This window comes from Novosphingobium sp. ZW T3_23, assembly GCF_044987305.1.
Classification (GTDB): Bacteria; Pseudomonadota; Alphaproteobacteria; order Sphingomonadales; family Sphingomonadaceae; genus Novosphingobium.
On record NZ_JBJDRF010000028.1, the window covers coordinates 30,723 to 51,722 of the forward strand.

General features: G+C 65.1%; 21 protein-coding genes. 12 read left to right on the top strand and 9 right to left on the bottom strand.

Features of this window, described 5'->3' with window-relative positions; translation table 11 throughout:
• Positions 1-26: 26 nt before the first annotated feature.
• The 3 genes from ACI3K3_RS15010 to ACI3K3_RS15020 are packed head-to-tail and all read left to right on the top strand — an operon-like array spanning position 27 to position 4,672.
• A complete protein-coding gene (locus tag ACI3K3_RS15010; protein ID WP_404915019.1) occupies positions 27-2,852 on the top strand; it encodes a TonB-dependent receptor in 2,826 nt (941 codons plus the stop codon).
• A complete protein-coding gene (locus ACI3K3_RS15015; protein WP_404915021.1) occupies positions 2,852-3,973 on the top strand; it encodes a phytase in 1,122 nt (373 codons plus the stop codon). The genes ACI3K3_RS15010 and ACI3K3_RS15015 overlap by 1 nt, the downstream gene beginning before the upstream one ends.
• 51 nt (positions 3,974-4,024) lie before the next feature.
• Positions 4,025-4,672 (top strand): lytic transglycosylase domain-containing protein, encoded by a 648-nt coding sequence (locus tag ACI3K3_RS15020; RefSeq protein ID WP_404915023.1) that lies wholly within the window; start codon positions 4,025-4,027, stop codon positions 4,670-4,672.
• A 75-nt stretch (positions 4,673-4,747) separates the two neighbouring features.
• Here the strand turns inward: ACI3K3_RS15020 and ACI3K3_RS15025 are convergent, their stop codons facing one another.
• Positions 4,748-5,641 (bottom strand): UTP--glucose-1-phosphate uridylyltransferase, encoded by an 894-nt coding sequence (locus tag ACI3K3_RS15025; RefSeq protein ID WP_404915025.1) that lies wholly within the window; start codon positions 5,639-5,641, stop codon positions 4,748-4,750.
• A 126-nt stretch (positions 5,642-5,767) separates the two neighbouring features.
• Here ACI3K3_RS15025 and murA point away from each other — a divergent pair, with 126 nt between their 5' ends.
• Positions 5,768-7,051, top strand: a complete 1,284-nt coding sequence (gene murA / locus ACI3K3_RS15030; RefSeq protein WP_404915027.1) for a UDP-N-acetylglucosamine 1-carboxyvinyltransferase — start codon at positions 5,768-5,770, stop codon at positions 7,049-7,051.
• Between the two features lie 59 nt (positions 7,052-7,110).
• Positions 7,111-7,332, top strand: a complete 222-nt coding sequence (locus tag ACI3K3_RS15035) for a hypothetical protein (protein ID WP_404915029.1) — start codon at positions 7,111-7,113, stop codon at positions 7,330-7,332.
• Between the two features lie 74 nt (positions 7,333-7,406).
• Here ACI3K3_RS15035 and ACI3K3_RS15040 read toward each other — a convergent pair whose 3' ends face one another.
• Positions 7,407-7,631 (bottom strand): ribbon-helix-helix domain-containing protein, encoded by a 225-nt coding sequence (locus tag ACI3K3_RS15040; protein ID WP_404915031.1) that lies wholly within the window; start codon positions 7,629-7,631, stop codon positions 7,407-7,409.
• A 74-nt stretch (positions 7,632-7,705) separates the two neighbouring features.
• On the opposite strand from ACI3K3_RS15040, the gene ACI3K3_RS15045 reads away from it, so the two are divergent.
• The gene (locus ACI3K3_RS15045) at positions 7,706-8,032 is read left to right on the top strand and encodes a YnfA family protein (protein WP_404915033.1); all 327 of its coding nucleotides are present in this window, start codon (positions 7,706-7,708) and stop codon (positions 8,030-8,032) included.
• Between the two features lie 54 nt (positions 8,033-8,086).
• On the opposite strand, the gene phbB is transcribed toward ACI3K3_RS15045, so the two are convergent.
• Positions 8,087-8,809 (bottom strand): acetoacetyl-CoA reductase, encoded by a 723-nt coding sequence (gene phbB / locus ACI3K3_RS15050; protein WP_404915035.1) that lies wholly within the window; start codon positions 8,807-8,809, stop codon positions 8,087-8,089.
• Between the two features lie 137 nt (positions 8,810-8,946).
• Positions 8,947-9,789 (bottom strand): hypothetical protein, encoded by an 843-nt coding sequence (locus ACI3K3_RS15055; protein ID WP_404915037.1) that lies wholly within the window; start codon positions 9,787-9,789, stop codon positions 8,947-8,949.
• 285 nt (positions 9,790-10,074) lie between these two features.
• On the opposite strand from ACI3K3_RS15055, the gene ACI3K3_RS15060 reads away from it, so the two are divergent.
• The 5 genes from ACI3K3_RS15060 to ACI3K3_RS15080 all read left to right on the top strand — a co-directional run bounded on the left by ACI3K3_RS15060 (position 10,075) and on the right by ACI3K3_RS15080 (position 16,278).
• Positions 10,075-10,542: a DUF3576 domain-containing protein gene (locus ACI3K3_RS15060; protein ID WP_404915039.1), complete on the top strand. Its 468-nt coding sequence runs from the start codon at positions 10,075-10,077 to the stop codon at positions 10,540-10,542.
• A 74-nt stretch (positions 10,543-10,616) separates the two neighbouring features.
• Entirely contained in the window at positions 10,617-13,148 is a 2,532-nt protein-coding gene (leuS, locus tag ACI3K3_RS15065; protein WP_404915041.1) for a leucine--tRNA ligase, read from the top strand.
• A complete protein-coding gene (gene lptE / locus ACI3K3_RS15070) occupies positions 13,148-13,657 on the top strand; it encodes an LPS assembly lipoprotein LptE (protein WP_404915043.1) in 510 nt (169 codons plus the stop codon). The genes leuS and lptE overlap by 1 nt, the downstream gene beginning before the upstream one ends.
• Positions 13,658-13,670: 13 nt before the next feature.
• Positions 13,671-14,729 carry a DNA polymerase III subunit delta gene (holA, locus tag ACI3K3_RS15075; protein ID WP_404915045.1) on the top strand — a complete coding sequence of 353 codons (1,059 nt, stop codon included), beginning with the start codon at positions 13,671-13,673 and terminating at the stop codon, positions 14,727-14,729.
• 148 nt (positions 14,730-14,877) lie between these two features.
• Positions 14,878-16,278, top strand: coding sequence for a sugar transferase (locus ACI3K3_RS15080; RefSeq protein WP_404915073.1), 1,401 nt, complete (start codon positions 14,878-14,880; stop codon positions 16,276-16,278).
• A gap of 124 nt (positions 16,279-16,402) precedes the next feature.
• Here the strand turns inward: ACI3K3_RS15080 and ACI3K3_RS15085 are convergent, their stop codons facing one another.
• From ACI3K3_RS15085 to ACI3K3_RS15095, 3 genes are read right to left on the bottom strand one after another with little or no spacing between them, the layout of a single operon-like run.
• Positions 16,403-16,924 carry an LptA/OstA family protein gene (locus ACI3K3_RS15085; protein WP_404915047.1) on the bottom strand — a complete coding sequence of 174 codons (522 nt, stop codon included), beginning with the start codon at positions 16,922-16,924 and terminating at the stop codon, positions 16,403-16,405.
• Positions 16,921-17,568, bottom strand: a complete 648-nt coding sequence (lptC, locus tag ACI3K3_RS15090) for an LPS export ABC transporter periplasmic protein LptC (RefSeq protein ID WP_404915049.1) — start codon at positions 17,566-17,568, stop codon at positions 16,921-16,923. The genes ACI3K3_RS15085 and lptC overlap by 4 nt, the downstream gene beginning before the upstream one ends.
• 17 nt (positions 17,569-17,585) lie before the next feature.
• Entirely contained in the window at positions 17,586-18,209 is a 624-nt protein-coding gene (locus ACI3K3_RS15095; protein WP_404915051.1) for a ribonuclease D, read from the bottom strand.
• A gap of 65 nt (positions 18,210-18,274) precedes the next feature.
• Here ACI3K3_RS15095 and ACI3K3_RS15100 point away from each other — a divergent pair, with 65 nt between their 5' ends.
• Entirely contained in the window at positions 18,275-18,964 is a 690-nt protein-coding gene (locus tag ACI3K3_RS15100) for a uracil-DNA glycosylase (RefSeq protein ID WP_404915053.1), read from the top strand.
• 131 nt (positions 18,965-19,095) lie between these two features.
• Here the strand turns inward: ACI3K3_RS15100 and ACI3K3_RS15105 are convergent, their stop codons facing one another.
• Together ACI3K3_RS15105 and ACI3K3_RS15110 are read right to left on the bottom strand one after the other, a co-directional pair.
• Positions 19,096-19,404 (bottom strand): putative quinol monooxygenase, encoded by a 309-nt coding sequence (locus tag ACI3K3_RS15105; RefSeq protein WP_404915055.1) that lies wholly within the window; start codon positions 19,402-19,404, stop codon positions 19,096-19,098.
• Positions 19,405-19,553: 149 nt separating this feature from the next.
• Positions 19,554-20,987 (bottom strand): glutamate synthase subunit beta, encoded by a 1,434-nt coding sequence (locus ACI3K3_RS15110; RefSeq protein ID WP_404915057.1) that lies wholly within the window; start codon positions 20,985-20,987, stop codon positions 19,554-19,556.
• Between the last annotated feature and the right edge of the window lie 13 nt (positions 20,988-21,000).

Below are 21,000 nucleotides of genomic sequence, written 5' to 3' on the forward strand. Positions count from 1 at the left end.
TCGTTGCAAAACAGGGTTCAAGTCACATGAAAACCTCCTTCCGGATCGTCGCCGGACTGCTGGCCTCGGCATCGTTCGCCACGATGGCCCATGCCGGTGAAGTCGCGGGCAGCGTTCATGACGCCTCGGGCGTCCGCCCCTTGCAGTCGGCATCTGTCCGCATCGTCGAACTGAACCGCTCGGCCGAGACGGACCGGGGAGGCAACTACATCTTCGGTGACGTGCCCGCCGGCACCTACACCCTGGAAGCGCGCTATGTGGGCGCCGAAGTGACCACGCAGTCGCTCACGGTTCCGGCGACCGGCCGCATCGCCGGCGAATTCAACCTGCCCGCGATCGGCGGCGGCGACATCCTCGTCACCGGCCAGACCGCCAACCTCACCAGCGCCCTGTCGCGCCAGAAGGCCGCCGACGGCGTGGTTTCGGTGCTGACGCGCGACGCCGTCGGCCAGTTCCCCGACCAGAACGTGGCCGAATCGCTGCGCCGCCTGCCGGGCATCAACATCCTCAACGACCAGGGCGAGGGCCGCTTCGTGGCCGTGCGCGGCCTCGATCCCAACCTCAACTCCACCTCGCTCAACGGTGTGCGCATTCCGGCTCCGGAATCGGACGTGCGCCAGGTCGCGCTCGACGTCGTCTCGTCGGACACTATCGAATCGGTGGAAGTGAAGAAGTCCTTCACCCCCGACATGGACGGTGACTTCATCGGCGCATCGGTGGAGATCAAGACCACCAGTGCCTTCGATTCGAAGAAGAACCGCTACTCGCTGAACGCCGAAGGCAGCTGGAACGACTATTCGGGCAAGGTCACGCCGAAGGGCGCGTTCGACTTCACCCAGAAGCTGGGTGAGAACTTCGGCATCGCCGGCTCCGTCAGCTACTACAAGCGCAAGTTCGAGACCGACAACGTCGAAGCGGCGGACTGGACCGAGGACGATAACGGCAACGCCTATGCCGAAACCCTGGAATATCGCGACTACGACGTGGAGCGCACCCGCATCAACGCGGCGCTCTCGTTCGACTGGCGCGTTTCGGACACCACCAAGGCCTATGTCCGCGGCAACTGGGCGCAGTTCGACGATCATGAGTATCGCCGCCGCACCACCTTCGACTTCAGCGACTTCGGCGAAGCCAGCAGCGCGACCGGATCGACCGTGCGCTTCGACACCGCGACGCTCGACGATGGCGACAAGCTGACCATCGAGCGCGACCACAAGGACCGCTTCGAGCGCCAGCGCATCCGCTCGGTGGCCATCGGCAGCGACACCGACACCGGCACCTGGAAGTTCAACTGGCAGGGCAGCTATGCCAAGTCGACCGAGAAGGAGACGTTCTCGGTCGATCCCAGCCGCTACACCGCCGAGTTCGAGAACGATTCGAGCGTCGCGATCGACGTGAACAACGGCAACAAGTTCTTCCCCGCCTATTCCGTGGCCAATGGCGCGGCATCGGTGAACGATGCAGGGAACTACGAGTTCGACCGCCTCGAACTGACGACCCTCTCGGACAGCCAGGACGAGGAATGGGCCGCCAAGGCCGACCTCGCCCGCACTTTCGCCGGCGACAATGGCGACTTTACCGTGCAGGGCGGCGTCAAGGCGCGCTGGCGCAAGAAGTCCTACGACTTCAACATGAGCCGCTTCGACGGCTATGACGGCGATTACACGCTGGCCGATGTGCTGGGCAAGCAGACCTACCGCCTGCTCGACATGGGCCCCGTGGCCAGCAAGCGCGGCCCGGCCGACTTCTACCGCGCCAACGAGGACGGCTTCGAATACAACGACGTCGACAGCCTGATCGACAGCTCGACCAGCGACTACTCGGTGCGCGAGGACATCCTGGCCGGTTATCTGCTCGGTCGCTGGGATTCGGCCACCCTGCGCGTGATCGGCGGCGTCCGCGTGGAACGCACCTACAACAAGCTCAACGGCAACCTCGTCGCCGTCAGCGAACAGGAAGACCCGACCGATCCGGATGAGACGATCACGGTCGTCGATGTCTCGGGTGTGGGCTATGAGCGCAACTACACCAACTGGCTGCCCAGCCTGACCCTGCGCTGGAGCCCGCAGAGCAACCTCGTCGCCCGCGCGGCCGGCTACAAGACGGTGGTACGCCCCAAGCTGGCCGACCTCGCGCCGCGCTACAGCATCAACGAGGACGGTGAGGCCGAGTTCGGCAACCCCTACCTGAAGCCTTACCAGGCCTGGAACTTCGACGCCGGGTTCGACTACTACTTCACCAACAACGGTGCGATTTCGTTCGGCGGCTTCTACAAGTCGATCAAGGACTACACCTACAGCGCCTTCTCCAGCGAAGAAGGCACCTTCAACGGGGTGGACTATACCGAGCTGCGCACGCCGGTGAACGGCGACACCGCCACCATCGCGGGCCTGGAAGCCAGCTTCAGCCAGGTCTTCTCGATGCTGCCTTCGCCCTTCGATGGCTTGCTGACCCAGCTGAACTACACCTACACCTACGCGCGCGGCACGGTGCTGGACGATGACGGCGTGGCCCGCCGCATCTCGCTGCCGGCATCGTCGAAGAACACCTTCAACGTCGTGCTCGGTTACGAGAAGGGCCCGGTCAGCCTGCGCGCCGCCGGTACTTTCCGCGACAAGTACCTGGACGAAGTGGGCAGCGCTCCGGACCAGGATCGCATCGTCAACCAGCACTTCCAGCTGGACCTCTCGGCCAAGTTCAAGATCACTGAAAACGTGCGCCTCTTCGCGGACTGGGTGAACGTGAACAACGCCAAGTTCTACGCCTATCAGAACTTCGCAGGTTCGCAGCGTCTCCTCCAGTATGAGGAATACGGCTCGACCGTGAAGTTCGGCGCGAAGGTGACCTTCTGATGAAGGCGCCTTTCACGACTGTCGCCGACATCGTGAAGCAGGGGTCGGGAGCATTGCTCCCGGCCCTTCTGCTTGCAGCCCCTCTCGCTGGATGCGCGACGACGGCCGCCACTCCCGCCGCCGTCCGGCTGCCGGCCATCGACGTGCCCGCTCAGGCCGAGACCGATCCGGTGGGAACCCCCAATGCCGATGCGGCGGACGATCCGGCGATCTGGCGCAATGCCGCCGATCCCGGCGCCAGCCTGATCCTGGGCACCGACAAGAGGGCGGGACTCTACGTCTACGGTCTCGACGGCAAGGTGCGCGATTTCGCGGCGGCTGGCGCGCTCAACAACGTGGACTTGCGCGAAGTGCGGATGGCCGATGGCTCGAAGCGCATCCTGGTGGGCGCGAGCGACCGCACGGACCGGGCCGAACCGCGCATCGCCCTGTTCAACCTCGACGGCGCCAGCGGCAAGCTCACCGCGCTGGGGGCCGAGGCTTTCCTGCCTGCCGGACATGCCCCGGCAGAGGCCTATGGCTACTGCATGGGCAATGCTCTCGCCCGTGACGAACTGGCGCGGGCCTATGTCGTGCTCAAGGACGGCTCGGTGGCGGAAAGCCGCCTGGTCGAAAAGGACGGCCGGATCGCGGCGGACTATGTGCGGCTGGTGAAGTTCGCCACCCAGTCGGAAGGCTGCGTGGTCGACGATGCCGGCAAAGTGCTGTTCGTGGCCGAGGAAGACGTCGGCATCTGGAAGGTGCCGCTCGCCGGAGCGACCCTGGTAGCCGAACCGTTTGCACGGGTCGGGGCGCAGGACGGCCTCGTGGCCGATGTCGAGGGCCTCGCCGTCGCGCGCGAAAGCGGCGGACGGGCATGGCTGGTGGCATCGAGCCAGGGCGACAATGCCTATGCGCTGTTCGACTTGTCGTCGGGCAAGCCTGCGGGGCGTTTCCGCATCGATGGCGGCACGATCGGCGGCACCAGCGATACCGACGGCATCGAGGTCATGCTGGGCGACTTCGGCCCGCAGTTCCCCGAGGGGCTGATGGTGGCGCAGGACGGCAACAATGCCCCGAAGGCCCAGAACTTCAAGATGCTGTCCTGGCGGTCGATCCGCACCGCGCTGGGAATCGAATGACGTGATGCGCCGGCTTGAGGATATCGGCCCTGGTGGAGTATCAGGGCGGCGATGACGGGGATCTCGAATCGCATGATGGCTCTGGCCGGCAGTGCCCTTGTGGCCATGTCGGGCCTTGCCTGCCCCTCGGCGGCATGGGCCGATGTCCTGCAGGTCGGCGCCGGTGGCTACCAATGGGTGGCAGGCGGTCCGGCCGGGCAGGGCGGCGATACCGTGGGCGCGGAAGTCTCTGCGGTGGAGGCCGTTCCGGCGGGACTAGAAGCCGCGCAGCTGCATCCCCAGTCGATCACCGATGCGCTGGACGCGGCGGGGCCGAATCGCTGGCGTGCCCGCGTGGCCGAGCTTGCCGCGAAGTACGACATCAGCCCCACCCTGCTCGAAGCAGTGGTATGGCAGGAGAGCCGCTGGAACGAGGCGGCACGTTCGCCGGTGGGCGCACGGGGCCTTGCGCAGCTCATGCCCGGCACGGCGGCGCAGATGGGCGTCAATCCCGGCGATCCCATGGCCAACCTCGAAGGCGGGGCACGCTACCTGCGCATCCAGCTCGATACCTTCGGCGGCGATATCGAAAAGGCGCTGGCGGCCTACAACGCCGGTCCCGGCCGGGTTCTAAAAGCCGGCGGCATCCCGCGCATCCGCGAAACCCAGGCCTATGTAGCCTCGATCATGGCCCGCCTTACGGACCCCGTTCGGCGCTGAGGTTTCTGGGTTTTCGCCAAGCAAAAAGCGCGCCCCGTCAGGAGCGCGCTTTTTCGTAACGCCTCGGCAGAATGCTCAGGCGAGCAGCTTCTTCGCGATGGTGCGTACTTCGCTGCCCATGTCGGGGCGGTCCAGCGCGATGGCCAGCGTCGCTTCGACGAAGCCGACCTTCGAACCGCAGTCGAACCGCTGGCCCGCGAAAGTCACGGCGTGGAACGGCTGCTGCCCGATCAGCTTGGCCATCGAATCGGTCAGCTGGATCTCGCCGCCGGCGCCCTTGCCCTGGTTGGCGAGCAGGCCCATGATTTCCGGCTGGAGGATATAGCGGCCCGAAACGATCTTGTTCGAGGGCGCTTCCGCGACCTTGGGCTTTTCGACCAGGCCCTTCACCTCGGTCAGCGCGCCGCCCAGAATGTCGAGCGTGGCACCGGGCGCGATGACGCCGTAGCTGGAGACTTCCTCTTCCGGCACTTCGAGCACCGAGACGAGGTTGCCGCCCACTTCGTTGTAGGCTTCCACCATCTGCGCCATGCAGCCGGGGGAGCCGTACATCAGTTCGTCGGGCAGGAAGATCGCGAAAGGCTCGTCACCGATGACGGCGCGGGCGCACCATACCGCGTGGCCCAGGCCGAGCGGCACCTGCTGGCGCACGGTGACGAGGTTGCCGGGCTGGATGCGGGTAGGTTCCAGCGGATCGAGCGACTTGCCGCGCGACGTCATCGTCGCTTCCAGTTCATAAGCCGTATCGAAATGTTCGACGATCGCCGTCTTGCCGCGACCGGTCACGAAGACGAACTCCTCGATTCCCGCCTCGCGTGCCTCATCGACGGCGTATTGGATCAGCGGACGATCGACGACGGGAAGAAGTTCCTTGGGAATCGCCTTGGTTGCGGGAAGAAAGCGGGTTCCAAGTCCGGCGACCGGGAAGACTGCTTTACGGACGGGCTTTTTGAACTGTGGTGCAGACATGGGTAAGGGTCTGACTCCGTTTGGTTACAGTGAGATTAAAGCCGCTTCGCAGATGCAGCGCAACAGTCTATCCGTGTTTCTCCGAGGTGTGCTTGCTGCGCGGCCAAATCCGGCTAAAGAGCGGCCATGGACAAGATCATCATCGAAGGCGGCAAGCGCCTTGCCGGCACCATCCCCGTTTCCGGCGCGAAGAACGCGGCGCTGACGCTGCTGCCCTGTGCCATGTTGACCGAAGAACCGCTGACCTTGCGCAACTTGCCGCGCCTGGCGGACATCGACGGTTTCCAGCACCTGATGAACCAGTTCGGCATCTCGACGATGATCGCGGGCAGCCGTCCGGAAGATTTCGGTCGGGTGATGACGCTCCAGGCCACGCGAATCACCAGCACCGTCGCGCCCTATGATCTCGTGCGCAAGATGCGCGCCTCGATCCTCGTGCTCGGCCCGATGCTGGCGCGCATGGGCGAGGCCACCGTTTCGCTGCCTGGCGGCTGCGCCATCGGCAACCGCCCGATCGACCTTCACCTCAAGTCGCTGGAAGCCCTTGGCGCCCAGATCGAGATGGCGGCCGGCTATGTCCGCGCCATCGCGCCCGACGGCGGCCTGCCCGGCGGCCGTTATTCCTTCCCGGTCGTCTCGGTGGGTGCCACCGAAAACGCGGTGATGGCGGCTGTGCTCTGCAAGGGCAAGTCCACCCTGCACAATGCCGCGCGCGAGCCGGAAATCGTCGATCTCTGCAACCTGCTGGTCGCCATGGGCGCGCAGATCGAGGGCATTGGCACGTCCGACCTGACGATCCACGGCGTCGATCGCCTGCACGGCGCCACCTACATGGTCATGCCGGATCGTATCGAGGCTGGCTCCTATGCCTGCGCGGCGGCGATCACCGGCGGCGAAGTCCGCCTGAAGGGCGTCAAGATCGAGGACATGGAAGCCACCGTGCAGGCGCTGCGCGATGCCGGCGTCCACGTCGAGGCGACGGCGGACGGTCTCCATGTCGCCGCCGACGGCCCGCTGAAGCCGGTAACGCTCTCGACCGCGCCTTACCCCGGATTCGCGACCGACATGCAGGCCCAGCTCATGGCCCTGCTCTGCCGCGCCGAAGGCTCCAGCGTGCTCACCGAGACGATCTTCGAGAACCGCTACATGCACGTTCCCGAACTCAACCGCATGGGCGCGCATATCGAGACCAAGGGCCGCACCGCCGTCGTCCACGGCGTCCAGAAGCTGACCGGTGCCGAAGTGATGGCCACCGATTTGCGCGCCTCGATGAGTCTGGTGATCGCAGGGCTCGCGGCGGAAGGGGAAACCCAGGTGCATCGCCTCTACCACCTCGATCGCGGCTATGAGCGGCTCGAAGAGAAGCTGGCGCTGGTCGGCGCACAGATCGAACGGGTCGGCAGCGAGTAAGGAAACCGAACGGCCCCACGGCGCGTTGCTCCTGTCGAAATGCAATAGGAGCAACGACCATGGGCTTGATCAAGTTGGCCGCAGCCGGTGCCATCGGCTACGCGCTCTACAAGTACGCCAATCGCGCCAACGAACAGACGGCGGCTGCCGGTGGGCCGGACAGCTATCCCGTCCGGGATGCCGGTCCGGAGAACATGAAGCACACCCCGCCGCGCTGGTCGAAGACCGACGAAGCGATCGACGAGAGCTTTCCGGCCAGCGATCCGCCGTCCAACTACTGATCCGGACAGGACGCCAAGTCTTTCGAAAGAGCGGGAGTCGCAGGGCTTCCGCTCTTTGCCGTTGATGGCCGGAATCAGGCGGCGATCAGCCAGACCCGGATCGCGCTTGCGAGCCCCGGTGGGGTGTCGGCCTCCAGCCGTTCGGCGTCTATCCGCGCGACCAAGGCATTGATCGGAATGCCTTCGCGCGCGGCGACCCGCCGCAGCAGATCCCAGAACGCCGGTTCCAGGCTGATAGAGGTCTTGTGCCCGGCGATCTCGATCGATCGCTTGACCGGCGGGTGGTAGATCGAGGTCATCCGCGAAGCTTAGCAGTCGGATATTGCGGGACAAGCTGGAAGACACAGCGAGCCGCAGAAGCTATCGATCGGTAATGCAAGCCATTATCATCTACATCGGCGCGGCCCTCGCCGAAATCGCGGGCTGCTTCGCCTTCTGGGCGTGGCTCCGGATGGGCAAGTCCGCCGTCTGGCTCATCCCCGGCTGCGCATCGCTCGTGCTTTTCGCCTGGTTGCTTACGCTGGTGGACAGCGGCAATGCGGGCCGCGCTTATGCGGCCTATGGCGGGATCTACATCACCTCGGCGTTGCTGTGGTTGTGGATCGCCGAGGGCGTTCGTCCCGATCGCTGGGATCTGGGCGGAGCCGCGATATGCCTGACGGGCGCGGCGGTCATTCTCTTCGGCCCGCACCGTGCCTGAACTTCGGGCCTGAAAGCGAATAAGGGCCGGCCCGCAAGCCGGCCCTTCGATCGCTCAATACATGTGCTGGCCGCCGTTGATGCTCAGCGTGGAGCCGGTGACGAAGCCGGCGTTGTCCGAGCAGAGAAACGCGCAGCCGCGCGCGATTTCGTAGGCGCTGCCGAGACGGCCGACCGGAATCTTTGCGACGATCTTCTCCAGCACCGGCGCCGGCACGGCGGCAACCATGTCGGTATCGATGTAGCCGGGGGCGATGGCGTTGACGGTGACGCCGTACTTGGCGCCTTCCTGCGCGAGCGCCTTGGTGAAACCATGGATGCCGGACTTGGCGGCGGCATAGTTCACCTGGCCGTACTGGCCGGCCTGCCCGTTGATCGAGCCGATGTTGACGATACGGCCCCAGCCGCGATCGCGCATGCCGGAAAACGTGGCCTTGGCCATGTTGAAGCAGCCGCCGAGGTTGATGCGCATCACCTCGTTCCAGTCATCGAAGCTCATCTTGTGAAGCACGCCGTCGCGCGTGATACCGGCATTGTTGATGACGATATCGACGGGTCCGACTTCCTCGGTCACCCGTGCCACGCCTTCCAGCACGGCTTCATGGTCGCCGACGTCCCACTTGTAGGCCGCGATGCCGGTCTTGTCGGTAAAGGCCTTAGCCTTTTCGTCATTGCCTGCGTAATTTGCAACTACGGTATGGCCCCTCTCCTGGAGGGCCAGTGAAACGGCCTCTCCGATACCCCTGGTTCCACCGGTAACGATAGCAACGCGCGCCATTATAAAGCCTTTCGCTTAGTGAGCATCCACCAAGGGCAGGCTAGGAAATGCGATAGGGGAGGGCAAGCGGAAGCCCTCTGCCAGCAAGGTTTATTTACGTTGCTTCGGTGAGAGAAACGCAACTAAAGTTGCAAAAATCAGAACTTGAACTGAGTTCCTACGTAAACGGCCTGACTGTCCTGACGTCCATCGGTCAAAGGCACCAAGCGCTCGCGCTCCTGCGAATAGCGCAGCCCTGCGGTGACATCGAGATTGTTGGTCACCCGGAACGAGCCGGCAAGATCGACTTCGCCCGCTTCACCTGCGAAAGTGTGGGGAGCGCGACCAGGCGCCCGCTTTTCGTCGATCGACAGGCGCGTGGTGAAGCGGGGCTCCTTCTGCTCGGCGGCGCCGGCCTGGAGACTGAACTTCTTGAGTTCGGGAGCGTCCGAAATGCCGCGGGCGGCGGTGGTGGCGGAGGTCGCCGCGGCGATATCGGGCGCGAAGTTCTGATAGCCGCGCGAGACGCCCAGATTGAAGGCGGTCGGTGCGATCTTCAGGTTACCGACGTTCGGCACATCGTTGCGCGCGATCTGGTTGCGATTGCGCACGATGATCGCCTGTGCCGCCTCCGGATCGACGCGAACGGCAACCGTCACCGCGCGGTCGCGGCGTGCGGAAGGGCCCGCGGGGGTGAAGGGAAAGCTCTCGCCGTCGCCCAGCGATCGCATGGCGATCGCGCGGGAGAGGCTCTCCAGCGATGTATCGTCGTTGAGCGCGCCGAATGCGCGACTGGCAGGATCCACACGAAAGCTCGCGGTAAAGGCCAGGACGGCGCTGGGAAGGGCGAGCACGGAGACGCAGCAGGCCAGCATCAGGCTGGTCCTGGTGCCGCCGTTGGCCAATCCCATCTTCACGGCGCCCCTCTTCACGGTGCCCCTTTTCACGGTTCCGGCATCCTGCCGATCCGCGTTTTCCGGGCGTACACCTTCGCTATCCATCACAAAGCGTTCCTGCTGGCCTTCTTCCCGCGATCGCCGGCTTGCTCGCCTTTGGCTCGATCCTTGGAGATTCCATCGTAACACAGACTGGACGGCAGTGGGAGGCCCCGCACCCGGTGTGAGCATTCCTCACGTCCGTTCAGCAAGCGTTTAGTCTCGCGGCCGTTATGGCTGCAAGCTGATGAACCCGCACTTGCCGCTCCGGCAGCGGCGGCTATAGAGGCGTTTCACGGCAAGCGCGCGGGAAGTCCGGCACTTCGCCAAGATCAGGAACTGGGAATTACGATGACAGGCAGCACCCATACCGGCCTTCTCTCCGCTCGATCGCTGGCAACCGCGGGCTTCTGCGCCGTGGCCGCGCTTGCGCTGGTCGGTTGCGGCGGCGGCCGCAAGCAGGTGAATTCCTCGATCGCGCCCTCGGCAGTGACCACCATCGGTGTGAACAGCTATCTCTGGCGCGCCAGCCTCGATTCGCTGTCGTTCATGCCGCTGCTCCAGTCGGACAGCGCGGGCGGCGTCATCGTCACCGACTGGTACGTCAACCCCAAGCAGCCGGGCGAGCGCGTCAAGGTCACCGTCATGATCCTCGACAAGGACCTGCGCGCCGATGCCCTGCGCGTCACCGCGCAGCGCGAAGTCTCGGCCAATGGCGGCTGGGCACCGGCGCCGGTGCAGGCCGCCACCGTGCAGAAGCTTGAGGACATCATCCTCACCCGCGCCCGCGACCTGCGTCGCGATTCGATCGGCGGCTGATTTTTCCTGCGGGCTGAACCGGCCCGCAGTTCCAATTGCGCGGGCGGCAGAAGCTCGCAGGAGACTTGATAGAGATGACCGAGCGGTTCGATCCGGCTCAGGCGGACACGCGCTGGCAGGCTGCGTGGGACGACGCGCAGTGCTTCAAGGCGGACGACACTTCGTCGAAGCCGCGCAGCTTCGTGCTTGAGATGTTCCCCTATCCTTCGGGGCGCATCCATATCGGCCACGTCCGCAACTACACGATGGGCGACGTGCTGGCGCGCTACAAGCGCATGACCGGCCACGAAGTGCTCCATCCGATGGGCTGGGACGCGTTCGGCATGCCCGCTGAGAACGCGGCGATGGAGAAGGGCGTCCACCCCGGCGGTTGGACGCGCGAGAACATCGCCAACATGAAGGCGCAGCTGAAGCGCCTGGGCTTCGCGCTCGACTGGTGCCGCGAGATCGCCACCTGCGAGCCGGAATACTACGGCCACGAGCAGGCGCTGTTCATCGATCTCTACGAAAACGGCCTGGTCTACCGCAAGGAATCGGCGGTTAACTGGGATCCGGTCGACCAGACCGTGCTCGCCAACGAGCAGGTGATCGACGGACGCGGCTGGCGCTCGGGCGCGCTGGTGGAGAAGCGCAAGCTCTCCCAGTGGTTCCTCAAGATCACCGACTTCGCGGACGAGCTGCTGGAAGGCCTCTCCACGCTCGACAAGTGGCCCGAAAAGGTCCGCACGATGCAGGAGAACTGGATCGGCAAGAGCCAAGGCCTGCAGTTCAAGTTCGACCTGACCGCCGAAGTAGGCGGGATCGGCTCGGTGGAAGTCTACTCGACCCGCCCGGACACGATCTTCGGCGCCAGCTTCGTGGCCGTCGCCGCCGATCACCCGATCGCGCAGGCCGTGGCCCAGGGCCGTCCCGAGGTCGAAGAGTTCATCGCGCTGTGCAAGCAGGGCGGAACGACCGCCGCCGAGCTGGAAACCGCCGAGAAGCTGGGCTTCGATACCGGCGTGAAGGCGAAGCACCCGTTCACGGGCGCCGACCTGCCGGTGTTCATCGCCAACTTCGTGCTGATGGACTACGGCACCGGTGCGGTCATGGCCGTTCCGGGCCACGACCAGCGCGACTTCGAATTCGCCACCAAGTACCAGCTGCCGATCCTGCGCGTCGTCGCGGCGAGCGAGGCCGATGCCGACAAGCCGTTCGACGGCGAGTCCGAAGCGGGTGACGGCGTCTGCGTCCACTCCGACTTCCTCAACGGCATGGCCGTGAAGGAAGCCAAGGCCGCCGTCATCGCGCGTGCCGAAGCCGAGGGCTGGGGCAAGGGCAAGACCGTGTGGCGCCTGCGCGACTGGGGCGTTTCGCGCCAGCGCTATTGGGGCACGCCGATCCCGTTCATCCACTGCGAGGTCTGCGGCGTTGTACCGGTGCCCAAGAAGCACCTGCCGGTCACGCTGCCCGAGGACGTCGATTTCGCGACTCCCGGCAACCCGCTGGTGCGTCACCCGACCTGGAAGCATGTCGATTGCCCGCAGTGCGGCCACGCCGCGCGCCGCGAGACCGACACGCTCGACACGTTCGTCGACAGCTCGTGGTATTTCCTGCGCTTCGCCAGCCAGCCGGAAGATCGTCCGTTCGATCCGGCCAAGATCGCCGAATGGCTGCCGGTGGAACAGTATATCGGCGGCATCGAGCACGCGATCCTGCACTTGCTCTATGCCCGCTTCTGGACGCGCGCGCTGGCCCGGATCGGCAAGATCGAGGTGAAGGAACCCTTCGCCAGCCTGTTCACGCAGGGCATGGTCACGCACGAAACCTACTTCCGCATCAACGATGCCAATGGCCAGCCGGTCTATTTCTCGCCCGGCGAGATCGAGCGCGGCGCCGAAACCGCCACGCTCAAGGCCGATGGCTCCCCGGTCGAGATCGGCCGCGTCATCAAGATGTCGAAGTCGAAGAAGAACGTCGTCGACCCCGACGAGATCGTCGCGACTTACGGCGCCGACGCAATCCGATGGTTCATGCTGTCGGACAGCCCGCCGGAACGCGATCTGCCCTGGTCGGAAGCCGGCATTGAAGGCTGCGGTCGCTTCGTGCAGCGCCTGTGGCGCCTGTTCGCCCAGTACGACGCTTCGGCAACGGGTGAAGACAAGGCGATCGACCGCAAGGCCCACCAGACGGTGGCCGCTGTCGCTTCGGATATCGAATCGCTGGGCTTCAACAAGGCCGTGGCGCGCATCTACGAACTGACCGGCGCGGTCGAAAAGGCAGCCCCTTCGGCCAGCCGTTCGAACGCGATCCGCACGATCCTGCTGCTCGTCTCGCCGATGATGCCGCACCTCGCGGAAGAAGCCTTTGCTACCTTCGGGGAAGGCCTCGTTGCGCAGGCGGCCTGGCCGGAAGTCGATCCTGCCCTGCTGGTCGAGGATGAAGTGACCGTGGCCGTCCAGGTCAAAGGCAAGCTGCGCGACACCCTGACCGTCGCCAAGGGCACTTCGAAGGAAGAGCTTGAAGCGCTTGCCCTTGCCAGCGAGAAAGTGCAGCGTGCGCTGGATGGAGCCGAGGTGAGGAAAGTGATCGTCGTCCCTGACCGTCTGGTCAATCTCGTCGCGTGATGCGTTTCCTGCGCCTCTTGGGTCCGGCTCTGCTAGGGGCCGCGCTGCTGTCGGGCTGCGGCCTCCAGCCGATGTATGCCGGCGGCAGCAACGGCGCGGTGGCGCGTGGACTGACCGGGGTGCAGGTCGCGGCGATCGAAGGGCGCGCGGGCTGGCTGGTCCGCAACGCGATCGTCGACCAGCTCGGCGCGGACAAGGCCGGTGCCTCTCCGCGCTATCGCCTCGATATCCGGCTGGACGACAAGCTCGAAGGCTTCGCGCTGCTCTCGGACGACACCATCGGCCGCGAACGCCGCACCCTGCGGGCGCGCTATCAGCTCGTCGATATGTCCAGCCAGGAAATCGTGCTCGATGCCACGGCCGGTTCCGACGCAGGAATCGACGTGGTTTCGTCCGACTACGCGACGATCGCAGCCGAGCAGACGGCGCTGGAAAACATGTCGAAGGACATCGCGACGCGCATCGTCACGGCCGTCGCCCTGCGTCTGCGCGGCGACACCACGCAGTGACCGGCGTGACGCGGTGAAGGCCACCCAGAAGGATTTCGGCGGCCTTGCAGCCCGCGCCGCTCAGCAGGCGCGGGTTTTCTTCTTTTGCGGGCCGGACGAGGCCGGCGCCAGCGATGCCGCCGCGAAGATCGTTTCGCTCCTGCCCGAACCGGGCGAGCGGGTGGAGATGGCCGGTTCGGAGCTGCGCCGCGATCCGGTGAAGCTGGGCGACGAGGCGCGCTCCAATTCGCTGTTCGGCGGCACATCCCGCCACATCTGGATCCGCGCCCAGGGCGACGAGGCCCACGATGCGGTGCAGATCCTGCTTGAAAACGAAGTGGATGCCTGCCCGGTCCTGATCGTGGCCACCGGCGCCACCGACAAGTCGCGCACGGCCAAGCTGCTGGCGGCCCGGCCCGATGGCCTGGTGGCGATGTTCTACCCGCCGGATCTGTCGGCGGTCACCAGCGCGGTGCGGACTATGGCCAACGGCGCGGGCCTCAAGATGGGCAGCGATCTGGCCGAGCGAATCGCGCGGGCTTCGGGGCTCGATACCCGGCTGGCGCGGTCTGAAGTAACCAAGCTGGCACTCTATCTGGATGCCAGCGCGGAAACGCCGCGTCCGGTTTCGGCGGCAGACCTCGATGCGGTCGGCGCTTCCACCGAGGATGACGACTTCGGCCCCCTGGTTGATGCCGTCCTGAGCGGGAAGCGGGATGCAATCGGCCCTGAACTCAAGCGGATGCGCGATCAGGGCATCAACGCCGTCGGCCTGCTGCTCGCTTTCGAGAGGCGCACGGCACAGCTCGCGGGGCTCAATTCGCGGCTCGGCCGCGCCGGCGATCCGGGCGCGCTGATCGATGCCGAAGCAGCCGCGCGCCGAATTTTCTGGAAAGACAAACCAGCACTCGGGGTGCAATTACGGATCTGGCGTGGTAATCGTTTGGAGCGCTTGGTTGCCCGTCTTATTGCGCTGCACCAATCGCTTTTGAGCAATAGCCAGGATGCTGACCTTCTGCTTGCACAAGGGTTAGTCGAAATAGCCAGAATTGCTACACTTGATGGCAAACAACGGATAAAAAGAACAGCTTAACTGAATCGGCTTTCCCGCGCCGAGAGAATGTTCATAAGGGCATTCGCTTATTGCAGTGCAGCACGAGCTCGAATTCGCGCTGGGGCAATAAATGTATCTGAAGAGGGGATGCGGGGGCATGAGTTCGACCATCGGGAGTGTTGAACGCATGAATGCGCCATTTGCAGTATCGACCCAAGCCGTTCAGCGCTCCGAAGTAGACGAACTTCTCGTCGCGCCTTCGCTCGAACGTCGACGGCTTCAATGTTATCTCGCTTTGCTGGTGGGCGATCTTGTCGCTCTTCTGGCGGGCTTTGCCCTTGCCGGCTGGCTTTATGACACTGGCCGTGGATTGCAGATGGCACTCGTCTACGGACAAGTGCTGCTGCCGATCTTTCTGACGCTGGCATTGTACAACGCCGCCTATTCCACTGATTCGCTGCGCGATGGCTGGCGAGGAATCTTTCGTGCGGAAGTGTCGATGGTGGTGGCGGTCGTCGTCGTCGTCTTCGTTCAGTTCCTGATGAAGTCCTCGGCCGAGCTGTCTCGCGGGGCCTTCAGCGGCGGTGTGACCTGCGCGATGGCGCTGATCGCCTGGTCGCGGCTCCAGCTTCGCAGCTTCGTCCGCTGGCGCTGCGGCGCCAACGTGATCAACGAACTGATCATCGATGACGGTGGCCCGCAATTGCGGATGTCGGGCGCGATTCGCGTCTCGGCGGCCGCGATGGGCCTGCGCCCCAACCTCAAGGACCCGGACTCGCTCGATCGCGTTGGCCTGGTCCTGCGCAATATCGACCGGGTGGTGGTGAGCTGTCCGGCAGACCGCCGCGCCGAATGGGCGATGGTGCTCAAGGGCGCCAATGTCGATGGCGAAGTGCTGGACGACGAAGTGGCGCGCCTGGGTGCCCAGGGCGCGCGGGTGACCGGCCAGCACGGGCTGCTGCTCGTCTCGGCCGGGCCTCTCGGCTTGCGCGAGCGCGCGATCAAGCGCATTTTCGACGTCGCCTTTTCCGGCGGCGCGATCCTCGCGCTCTCGCCGCTGCTGCTCGTGGTCGCGCTGGCGGTCAAGCTGCAGGACGGCGGGCCGGTGTTCTTCGTCCAGCGGCGCATGGGCCGCGGCAACACCTTCTTCAACATGTACAAGTTCCGCAGCATGACGCAGGCCTTGTGCGACACCAACGGCAATGTCTCGGCTTCCAAGGAAGACCAGCGCATCACCGCCGTGGGCCGGTTCATCCGCCGCACCAGCATCGACGAGCTGCCGCAGCTCTTCAACGTGCTGCTGGGCGACATGAGCCTGGTGGGGCCGCGTCCCCACGCCACGGGCTCGCTGGCGGGCGACAAGCTGTTCTGGGAAGTGGATCGCCGTTACTGGCAGCGGCACTGCCTGAAGCCTGGCCTGAGCGGCCTGGCCCAGGTGCGCGGCTATCGCGGCGCCACCGACCAGGAATCGGATCTCATCAACCGTCTCCAGTCGGACCTCGAGTATCTCGAAGGCTGGACGATCATGCGCGACCTGCACATCATCTTCCTGACCGCGCGGGTACTGGTTCACGACCGGGCGTTCTGATCATCGAGAAAGTGGAGGGCGGGCCATCCCGAAGGCCCGCCCCCCGCCAAAAGCAAAGGCCGGTCACGACATCGAAGTCGTGACCGGCCTTTGCTTTTGGTGCCGGTGGAGACGCGTCCGGTTTTCAGTTGTTCTTCTTGGGAACGTTGAAGGTGCCCTTCACGCGGCCGCCCGAGGCCGAGGACACGCCGCTCTTCAGGTCCATCACGAAACGGCCGCCGCGCAGGGTATCGCCGCCACCGCGCTTGAGCGTGGCATTGCCGACCATGGTGATGATGCGCTGGTTGAAATCGTAGATCGCGGTGTCGCCGGTCGCCACCTGGTCCTGCCGGGTGACGACGACATTGCCGCTGGCGGTTATGCGCTGGACCTGGGTCTGGTCGCCCCGGGCGAAGTCGATGATGGTGCGGGCACCACGCAGGCGCAGGTCGGCCTGGGTGATGTCGACATTGCCCGTCAGCACCACGCGGTTCTGCTTGTCCTGAAGCTCGATCCGGTCGGCGCCGAAATCGACGGGGGCGTTCGAGTTGTGGCCCGAGATCGCCTGCGCGCCGAGCTGCTGCCCGGCCGCGAACAGGGCAAGGCCTGCCACCGGCACGCCGAGAGCGATCCGAACCGAGCGGGATTCAAAAAAGCGGCGGGTCATTGCGGCATCCTCAGCTTGCCGGGCGTGATCCGCATCCGGGCATTGCCTTCGAGTGTAATGGTGCGGGTATCGAGATCGGCGTGCATCGTGTCGGCCTTGAAAGTGCCTGAGGGCACTGTGCCCTGCACGCCGCCCGATGCCACGGCCATCTTCTGGTTGATATCGACGTCCACCTTGCTGGTGGTCATCGTGTAGCCGTCGGACGATTTGAAGTTGACCGGGCCGTCCACCGCCATGGTGTCGTTGTCGAAATTGTAGGCGCCGCGCGGAGCCACGATTTCGGCGGGGCCGTCACGCAAGTTCATCTTGGCGGCCAGCGTATCCAGTTCAACGATCGGGATGTCCGGCGAACGCTGGACGGCAGTGCCCGCCGTGACCACGAAATCGCGGCCCTGATTGTCCTGACCGCGATAGGCGGCGCGTGAGACGGCGATGCGCTCGCCGGTCGTCGCCACCTTGTTCCGGTCCAGCAGGAAGCTGATCTCTCCGCGCGGAGAGAGCGGAACCAGGATCATCACGGCGGCGACCAGGCCGATGCCCGCAGGCAGGGCCTTGGCCAGGATTCCCACCATGCGATCGTGCGAGCCGCCGGGCGCGGCGAAGTGCCGGCGGCGGTTGCGGACCTGGTTGGCTTCGACCGACATGCGTGATCAGGCTCCGGTCAGGCGGCTTCGTGGCTGAAGATATCGTGATCGGGCCAGCCTGCAAGGTCGAGCCGGGCGCGGGCGGGCAGGAAATCGAAGCAGGCCTGGGCGATCTCGGTGCGATTCTCGCGGGCGAGGCGGACCACCAGGATTTCGTGCATGGCGTGCAGGTAGCGCACGTCCGAGGCGGCATAGTCCTTCTGCGGCTCGGTCAGCTCGGCCGCGCCCCAGTCGCTCGACTGCTGCTGCTTCGACACTTCCTTGCCGAGCAGTTCGCGCACCAAGTCCTTCAGCCCGTGGCGATCGGTATAAGTGCGGGTCAGCTTGCTGGCGATCTTGGTGCAGAACACCGGCGCGGCGGTGACCCCCAGGTAGTGCTCTATCGCCGCCAGGTCGAACCGGGCGAAATGATAGAGCTTCAGCCTGGCCGGATCGGCCAGCACCGCCTTCAGGTTCGGCGCGGCAAAGTCGCTGCCGGGCGCAAAGCGAACGAGATGCTCGTCGCCTTGTCCGTCGGAAATCTGGACCACGCAAAGGCGGTCGCGCGGGGTGATCAAGCCCATCGTCTCGGTGTCGACGGCAACGGGTCCCGGCGCAAGCACGCCTTCGGGAAGATCTTCTTCGTGGAGATAGACAGCCATGGTCCGAAAATGCTTAGGGACTGGGCCTCAGTTTCGCAAATGGTTTAGGCGGGAGTACGGCGCGAATGGACGTCTCGGGATCGCTTCAGGGCGTGCCGCCATCCTGGCAACCGGCGCTCGGCGCGGTGGTCGATTCCCCCGAATCGCGCCGACTGGGCGGTTGGCTCAAGGCCGAAGAGGCGGCTGGTAGGCGGATCTATCCGCCGCGCGGCAGTCGTCTCAGGGCGCTGGAACTGACGCCGCTCGATCAGGTGCGCGTCGTGATCCTGGGGCAGGATCCCTATCACGGGCCGGGCCAGGCGCATGGCCTTTCGTTCTCGGTGCCGGAGGGGGTGAAAGTGCCGCCCTCGCTCGTCAACATCTACAAGGAACTGGCGACCGATTGCGGCGTGACCCCGCCCGGGCATGGCAATCTCGAACACTGGGCGCGGCAGGGCGTGCTGCTGCTCAACAATGCGCTGACGGTGGAGGAGGCCCAGGCCGGCTCGCACCAGAACAAGGGTTGGGAAGCGATCACCGATGCCGCTGTCGCGGCGGTCGCCGCCAAGGATGAGCCTTGCGTGTTCCTGCTGTGGGGCAGTCACGCTCAGAAAAAGGCGATGCGGGTGCCGGGGCTGGCCTCGAGCCACCATCTGGTGCTGACTGCGCCGCATCCCAGCCCGCTGTCGGCCCATCGTGGGTTTTTGGGGTGCCGTCATTTCAGCAAGGCCAATGCGTTTCTGGCGGAGCATGGTCGCGGAACGATCGACTGGTAGGCCTTTTGGAAAGGTCTAACGGGAAGGTTGTCGTCCCGGACTTGATCCGGGACCGCTGGCAATTCTTTAGGCGTTTTCCGGCGAGCAAGGCGCGGCTCGGCCAGCGGTCCCGGATCAAGTCCGGGACGACGTCAGGCTGAAGCGCCCGGGATGGCTTCGTCCATCACGTAGTGGCTCATTGCTCCGCCCACGCCCATGTCGCCGAAGGCGGCGCGGAAGCGCCCGAAGGCATCCAGCCCTCGCGCAGCCTCGTGTGCTTCCATCGATGTCCAGACGACATTGAAGGTGAATTTCGACGGATTCTCCACCCCGCGTCCGAAGCGGACGGAGACGACGCCTTCACAGGCGGCCAAATTGGCGAGGCCGGACCCGTGCATGGCTTCGGCAAAGCTTTCCTCCGCTCCGGCGCGCACTTCGATTTCCGCGATTTCCAACAGCATTCGGCCTCCTATCGTCCTTGGTAGGCTCAGGGAGAGCGGCGCGGCGGTCAACCGCAAGGCAGGAGTGATCGCCGGAGCGTCGGCAACTGGGAGACGAAAAAGGGCGCCCCTTGCGGAGCGCCCCTTCCCGAAATCGAGGTCTGCCGGGCTCAGCGCGGCAGTTCGGAAACGCCCATGAGCGCCTCGTCCACCGCGCGGGCGCACTGGCGGCCTTCGCGAATCGCCCAGACCACTAGCGACTGGCCACGGCGCATGTCGCCGCAGGAGTAGATGGCGGGATCGCTGGTGCGGTAGTCGGCCATGGTGGCCTTGACGTTGCCGCGTGCGTCCAGATCGACGCCCGACTGGTCGAGCATGCCGGCCTTGCGCGGGCCGACGAAGCCCATGGCGAGCAGGATGAGGTCGGCCTGGAGCGTGAACTCGCTGCCCGCCACTTCCTGCATCTTGCCGTCCTTCCACTCGACGCGGACGCATTCGAGGGCGCGCACGTCGTTGTCGCCGATGACGCGCTTGGTCAGCACGGCCCAGTCGCGCTCGACGCCTTCCTCGTGGCTCGACGAGGTGCGCAGCTTGAGCGGCCAGTTCGGCCAGGACATCGCCTTGTTCTCGTGCAGCGGCGGCTTGGGCATGATTTCCAGCTGGGTGACCGAAGCGGCGCCCTGGCGGTTCGAGGTGCCCACGCAGTCGGAGCCGGTGTCGCCGCCGCCGATGACGATGACGTGCTTGCCGGTGGCCGAAAGCGTGCCGCGCGGAGCGGCGCGAACTTCATCGTCGCCCGCGTTGCGCTTGTTCTGCTGGGTGAGGAATTCCATCGCGAAGCGCACGCCGGGCAGTTCGAAGCCCGGAATGTTCAGCGGACGGGGATCCTCGGCGCCGCCCGCGAAGACGACGGTGTCGAAGTTTTCCTTCAGCGAGGCGACCGACACGGTCACGCCCACTTCGGTGGAGGTGCGGAATTCCACGCCTTCCGCCATCATCTGCACGAGACGGCGGTTGATGAGGTGCTTCTCCATCTTGAAGTCGGGGATGCCGTAGCGAAGCAGGCCGCCGACGCGGTCGCTCTTTTCGAACACGGTCACCGAGTGACCGGCGCGGGCAAGCTGCTGCGCGCAGGCCATGCCGGCCGGGCCGGAGCCGACCACGGCCACCGACTTGCCGGTCTTCTTCTCGGCAGGCTTGGGCGTGATCCAGCCTTCCTGCCAGCCCTTGTCGACGATTGCGCATTCGATCGACTTGATGGTGACGGGCTGGTCCACGATGTTCAGGGTGCAGGCGGCCTCGCACGGGGCGGGGCAGATGCGGCCGGTGAACTCGGGGAAGTTGTTGGTCGAGTGGAGGACTTCCAGCGCATTGCGGAAGTCGTCCTCGTAGACCAGGTGGTTCCAGTCCGGGATGATGTTGTTGACCGGACAGCCGGTGTGGCAGTGCGGCACGCCGCAGTTCATGCAACGCGATGCCTGGTCCTTCAGCGCTTGCGGCGCCAGCGGGACGACGAACTCGTTGTAGTTCTTGAGGCGCTCCTTGGCATCGCCATAAGTGCGGTCCTGGCGGTCCAGTTCGAGGAAGCCGGTTTCCTTGCCCATCTTACTAATTCCC

Coding starts and splice junctions, on each gene's coding strand:
- ACI3K3_RS15025 (WP_404915025.1), bottom strand. CDS start 5,641: ATGTCTGCACCACAGTTCAAAAAGCCCGTCCGTAAAGCAGTCTTCCCG.
- ACI3K3_RS15010 (WP_404915019.1), top strand. CDS start 27: ATGAAAACCTCCTTCCGGATCGTCGCCGGACTGCTGGCCTCGGCATCG.
- ACI3K3_RS15095 (WP_404915051.1), bottom strand. CDS start 18,209: ATGGCTGTCTATCTCCACGAAGAAGATCTTCCCGAAGGCGTGCTTGCG.
- phbB (WP_404915035.1), bottom strand. CDS start 8,809: ATGGCGCGCGTTGCTATCGTTACCGGTGGAACCAGGGGTATCGGAGAG.
- leuS (WP_404915041.1), top strand. CDS start 10,617: ATGACCGAGCGGTTCGATCCGGCTCAGGCGGACACGCGCTGGCAGGCT.
- ACI3K3_RS15100 (WP_404915053.1), top strand. CDS start 18,275: ATGGACGTCTCGGGATCGCTTCAGGGCGTGCCGCCATCCTGGCAACCG.
- ACI3K3_RS15055 (WP_404915037.1), bottom strand. CDS start 9,789: ATGGATAGCGAAGGTGTACGCCCGGAAAACGCGGATCGGCAGGATGCC.
- ACI3K3_RS15040 (WP_404915031.1), bottom strand. CDS start 7,631: ATGACCTCGATCTACCACCCGCCGGTCAAGCGATCGATCGAGATCGCC.
- ACI3K3_RS15020 (WP_404915023.1), top strand. CDS start 4,025: ATGACGGGGATCTCGAATCGCATGATGGCTCTGGCCGGCAGTGCCCTT.
- ACI3K3_RS15035 (WP_404915029.1), top strand. CDS start 7,111: ATGGGCTTGATCAAGTTGGCCGCAGCCGGTGCCATCGGCTACGCGCTC.
- ACI3K3_RS15080 (WP_404915073.1), top strand. CDS start 14,878: ATGAATGCGCCATTTGCAGTATCGACCCAAGCCGTTCAGCGCTCCGAA.
- murA (WP_404915027.1), top strand. CDS start 5,768: ATGGACAAGATCATCATCGAAGGCGGCAAGCGCCTTGCCGGCACCATC.
- ACI3K3_RS15110 (WP_404915057.1), bottom strand. CDS start 20,987: ATGGGCAAGGAAACCGGCTTCCTCGAACTGGACCGCCAGGACCGCACT.
- ACI3K3_RS15015 (WP_404915021.1), top strand. CDS start 2,852: ATGAAGGCGCCTTTCACGACTGTCGCCGACATCGTGAAGCAGGGGTCG.
- lptE (WP_404915043.1), top strand. CDS start 13,148: ATGCGTTTCCTGCGCCTCTTGGGTCCGGCTCTGCTAGGGGCCGCGCTG.
- ACI3K3_RS15045 (WP_404915033.1), top strand. CDS start 7,706: ATGCAAGCCATTATCATCTACATCGGCGCGGCCCTCGCCGAAATCGCG.
- ACI3K3_RS15060 (WP_404915039.1), top strand. CDS start 10,075: ATGACAGGCAGCACCCATACCGGCCTTCTCTCCGCTCGATCGCTGGCA.
- lptC (WP_404915049.1), bottom strand. CDS start 17,568: ATGTCGGTCGAAGCCAACCAGGTCCGCAACCGCCGCCGGCACTTCGCC.
- ACI3K3_RS15085 (WP_404915047.1), bottom strand. CDS start 16,924: ATGACCCGCCGCTTTTTTGAATCCCGCTCGGTTCGGATCGCTCTCGGC.
- ACI3K3_RS15105 (WP_404915055.1), bottom strand. CDS start 19,404: ATGCTGTTGGAAATCGCGGAAATCGAAGTGCGCGCCGGAGCGGAGGAA.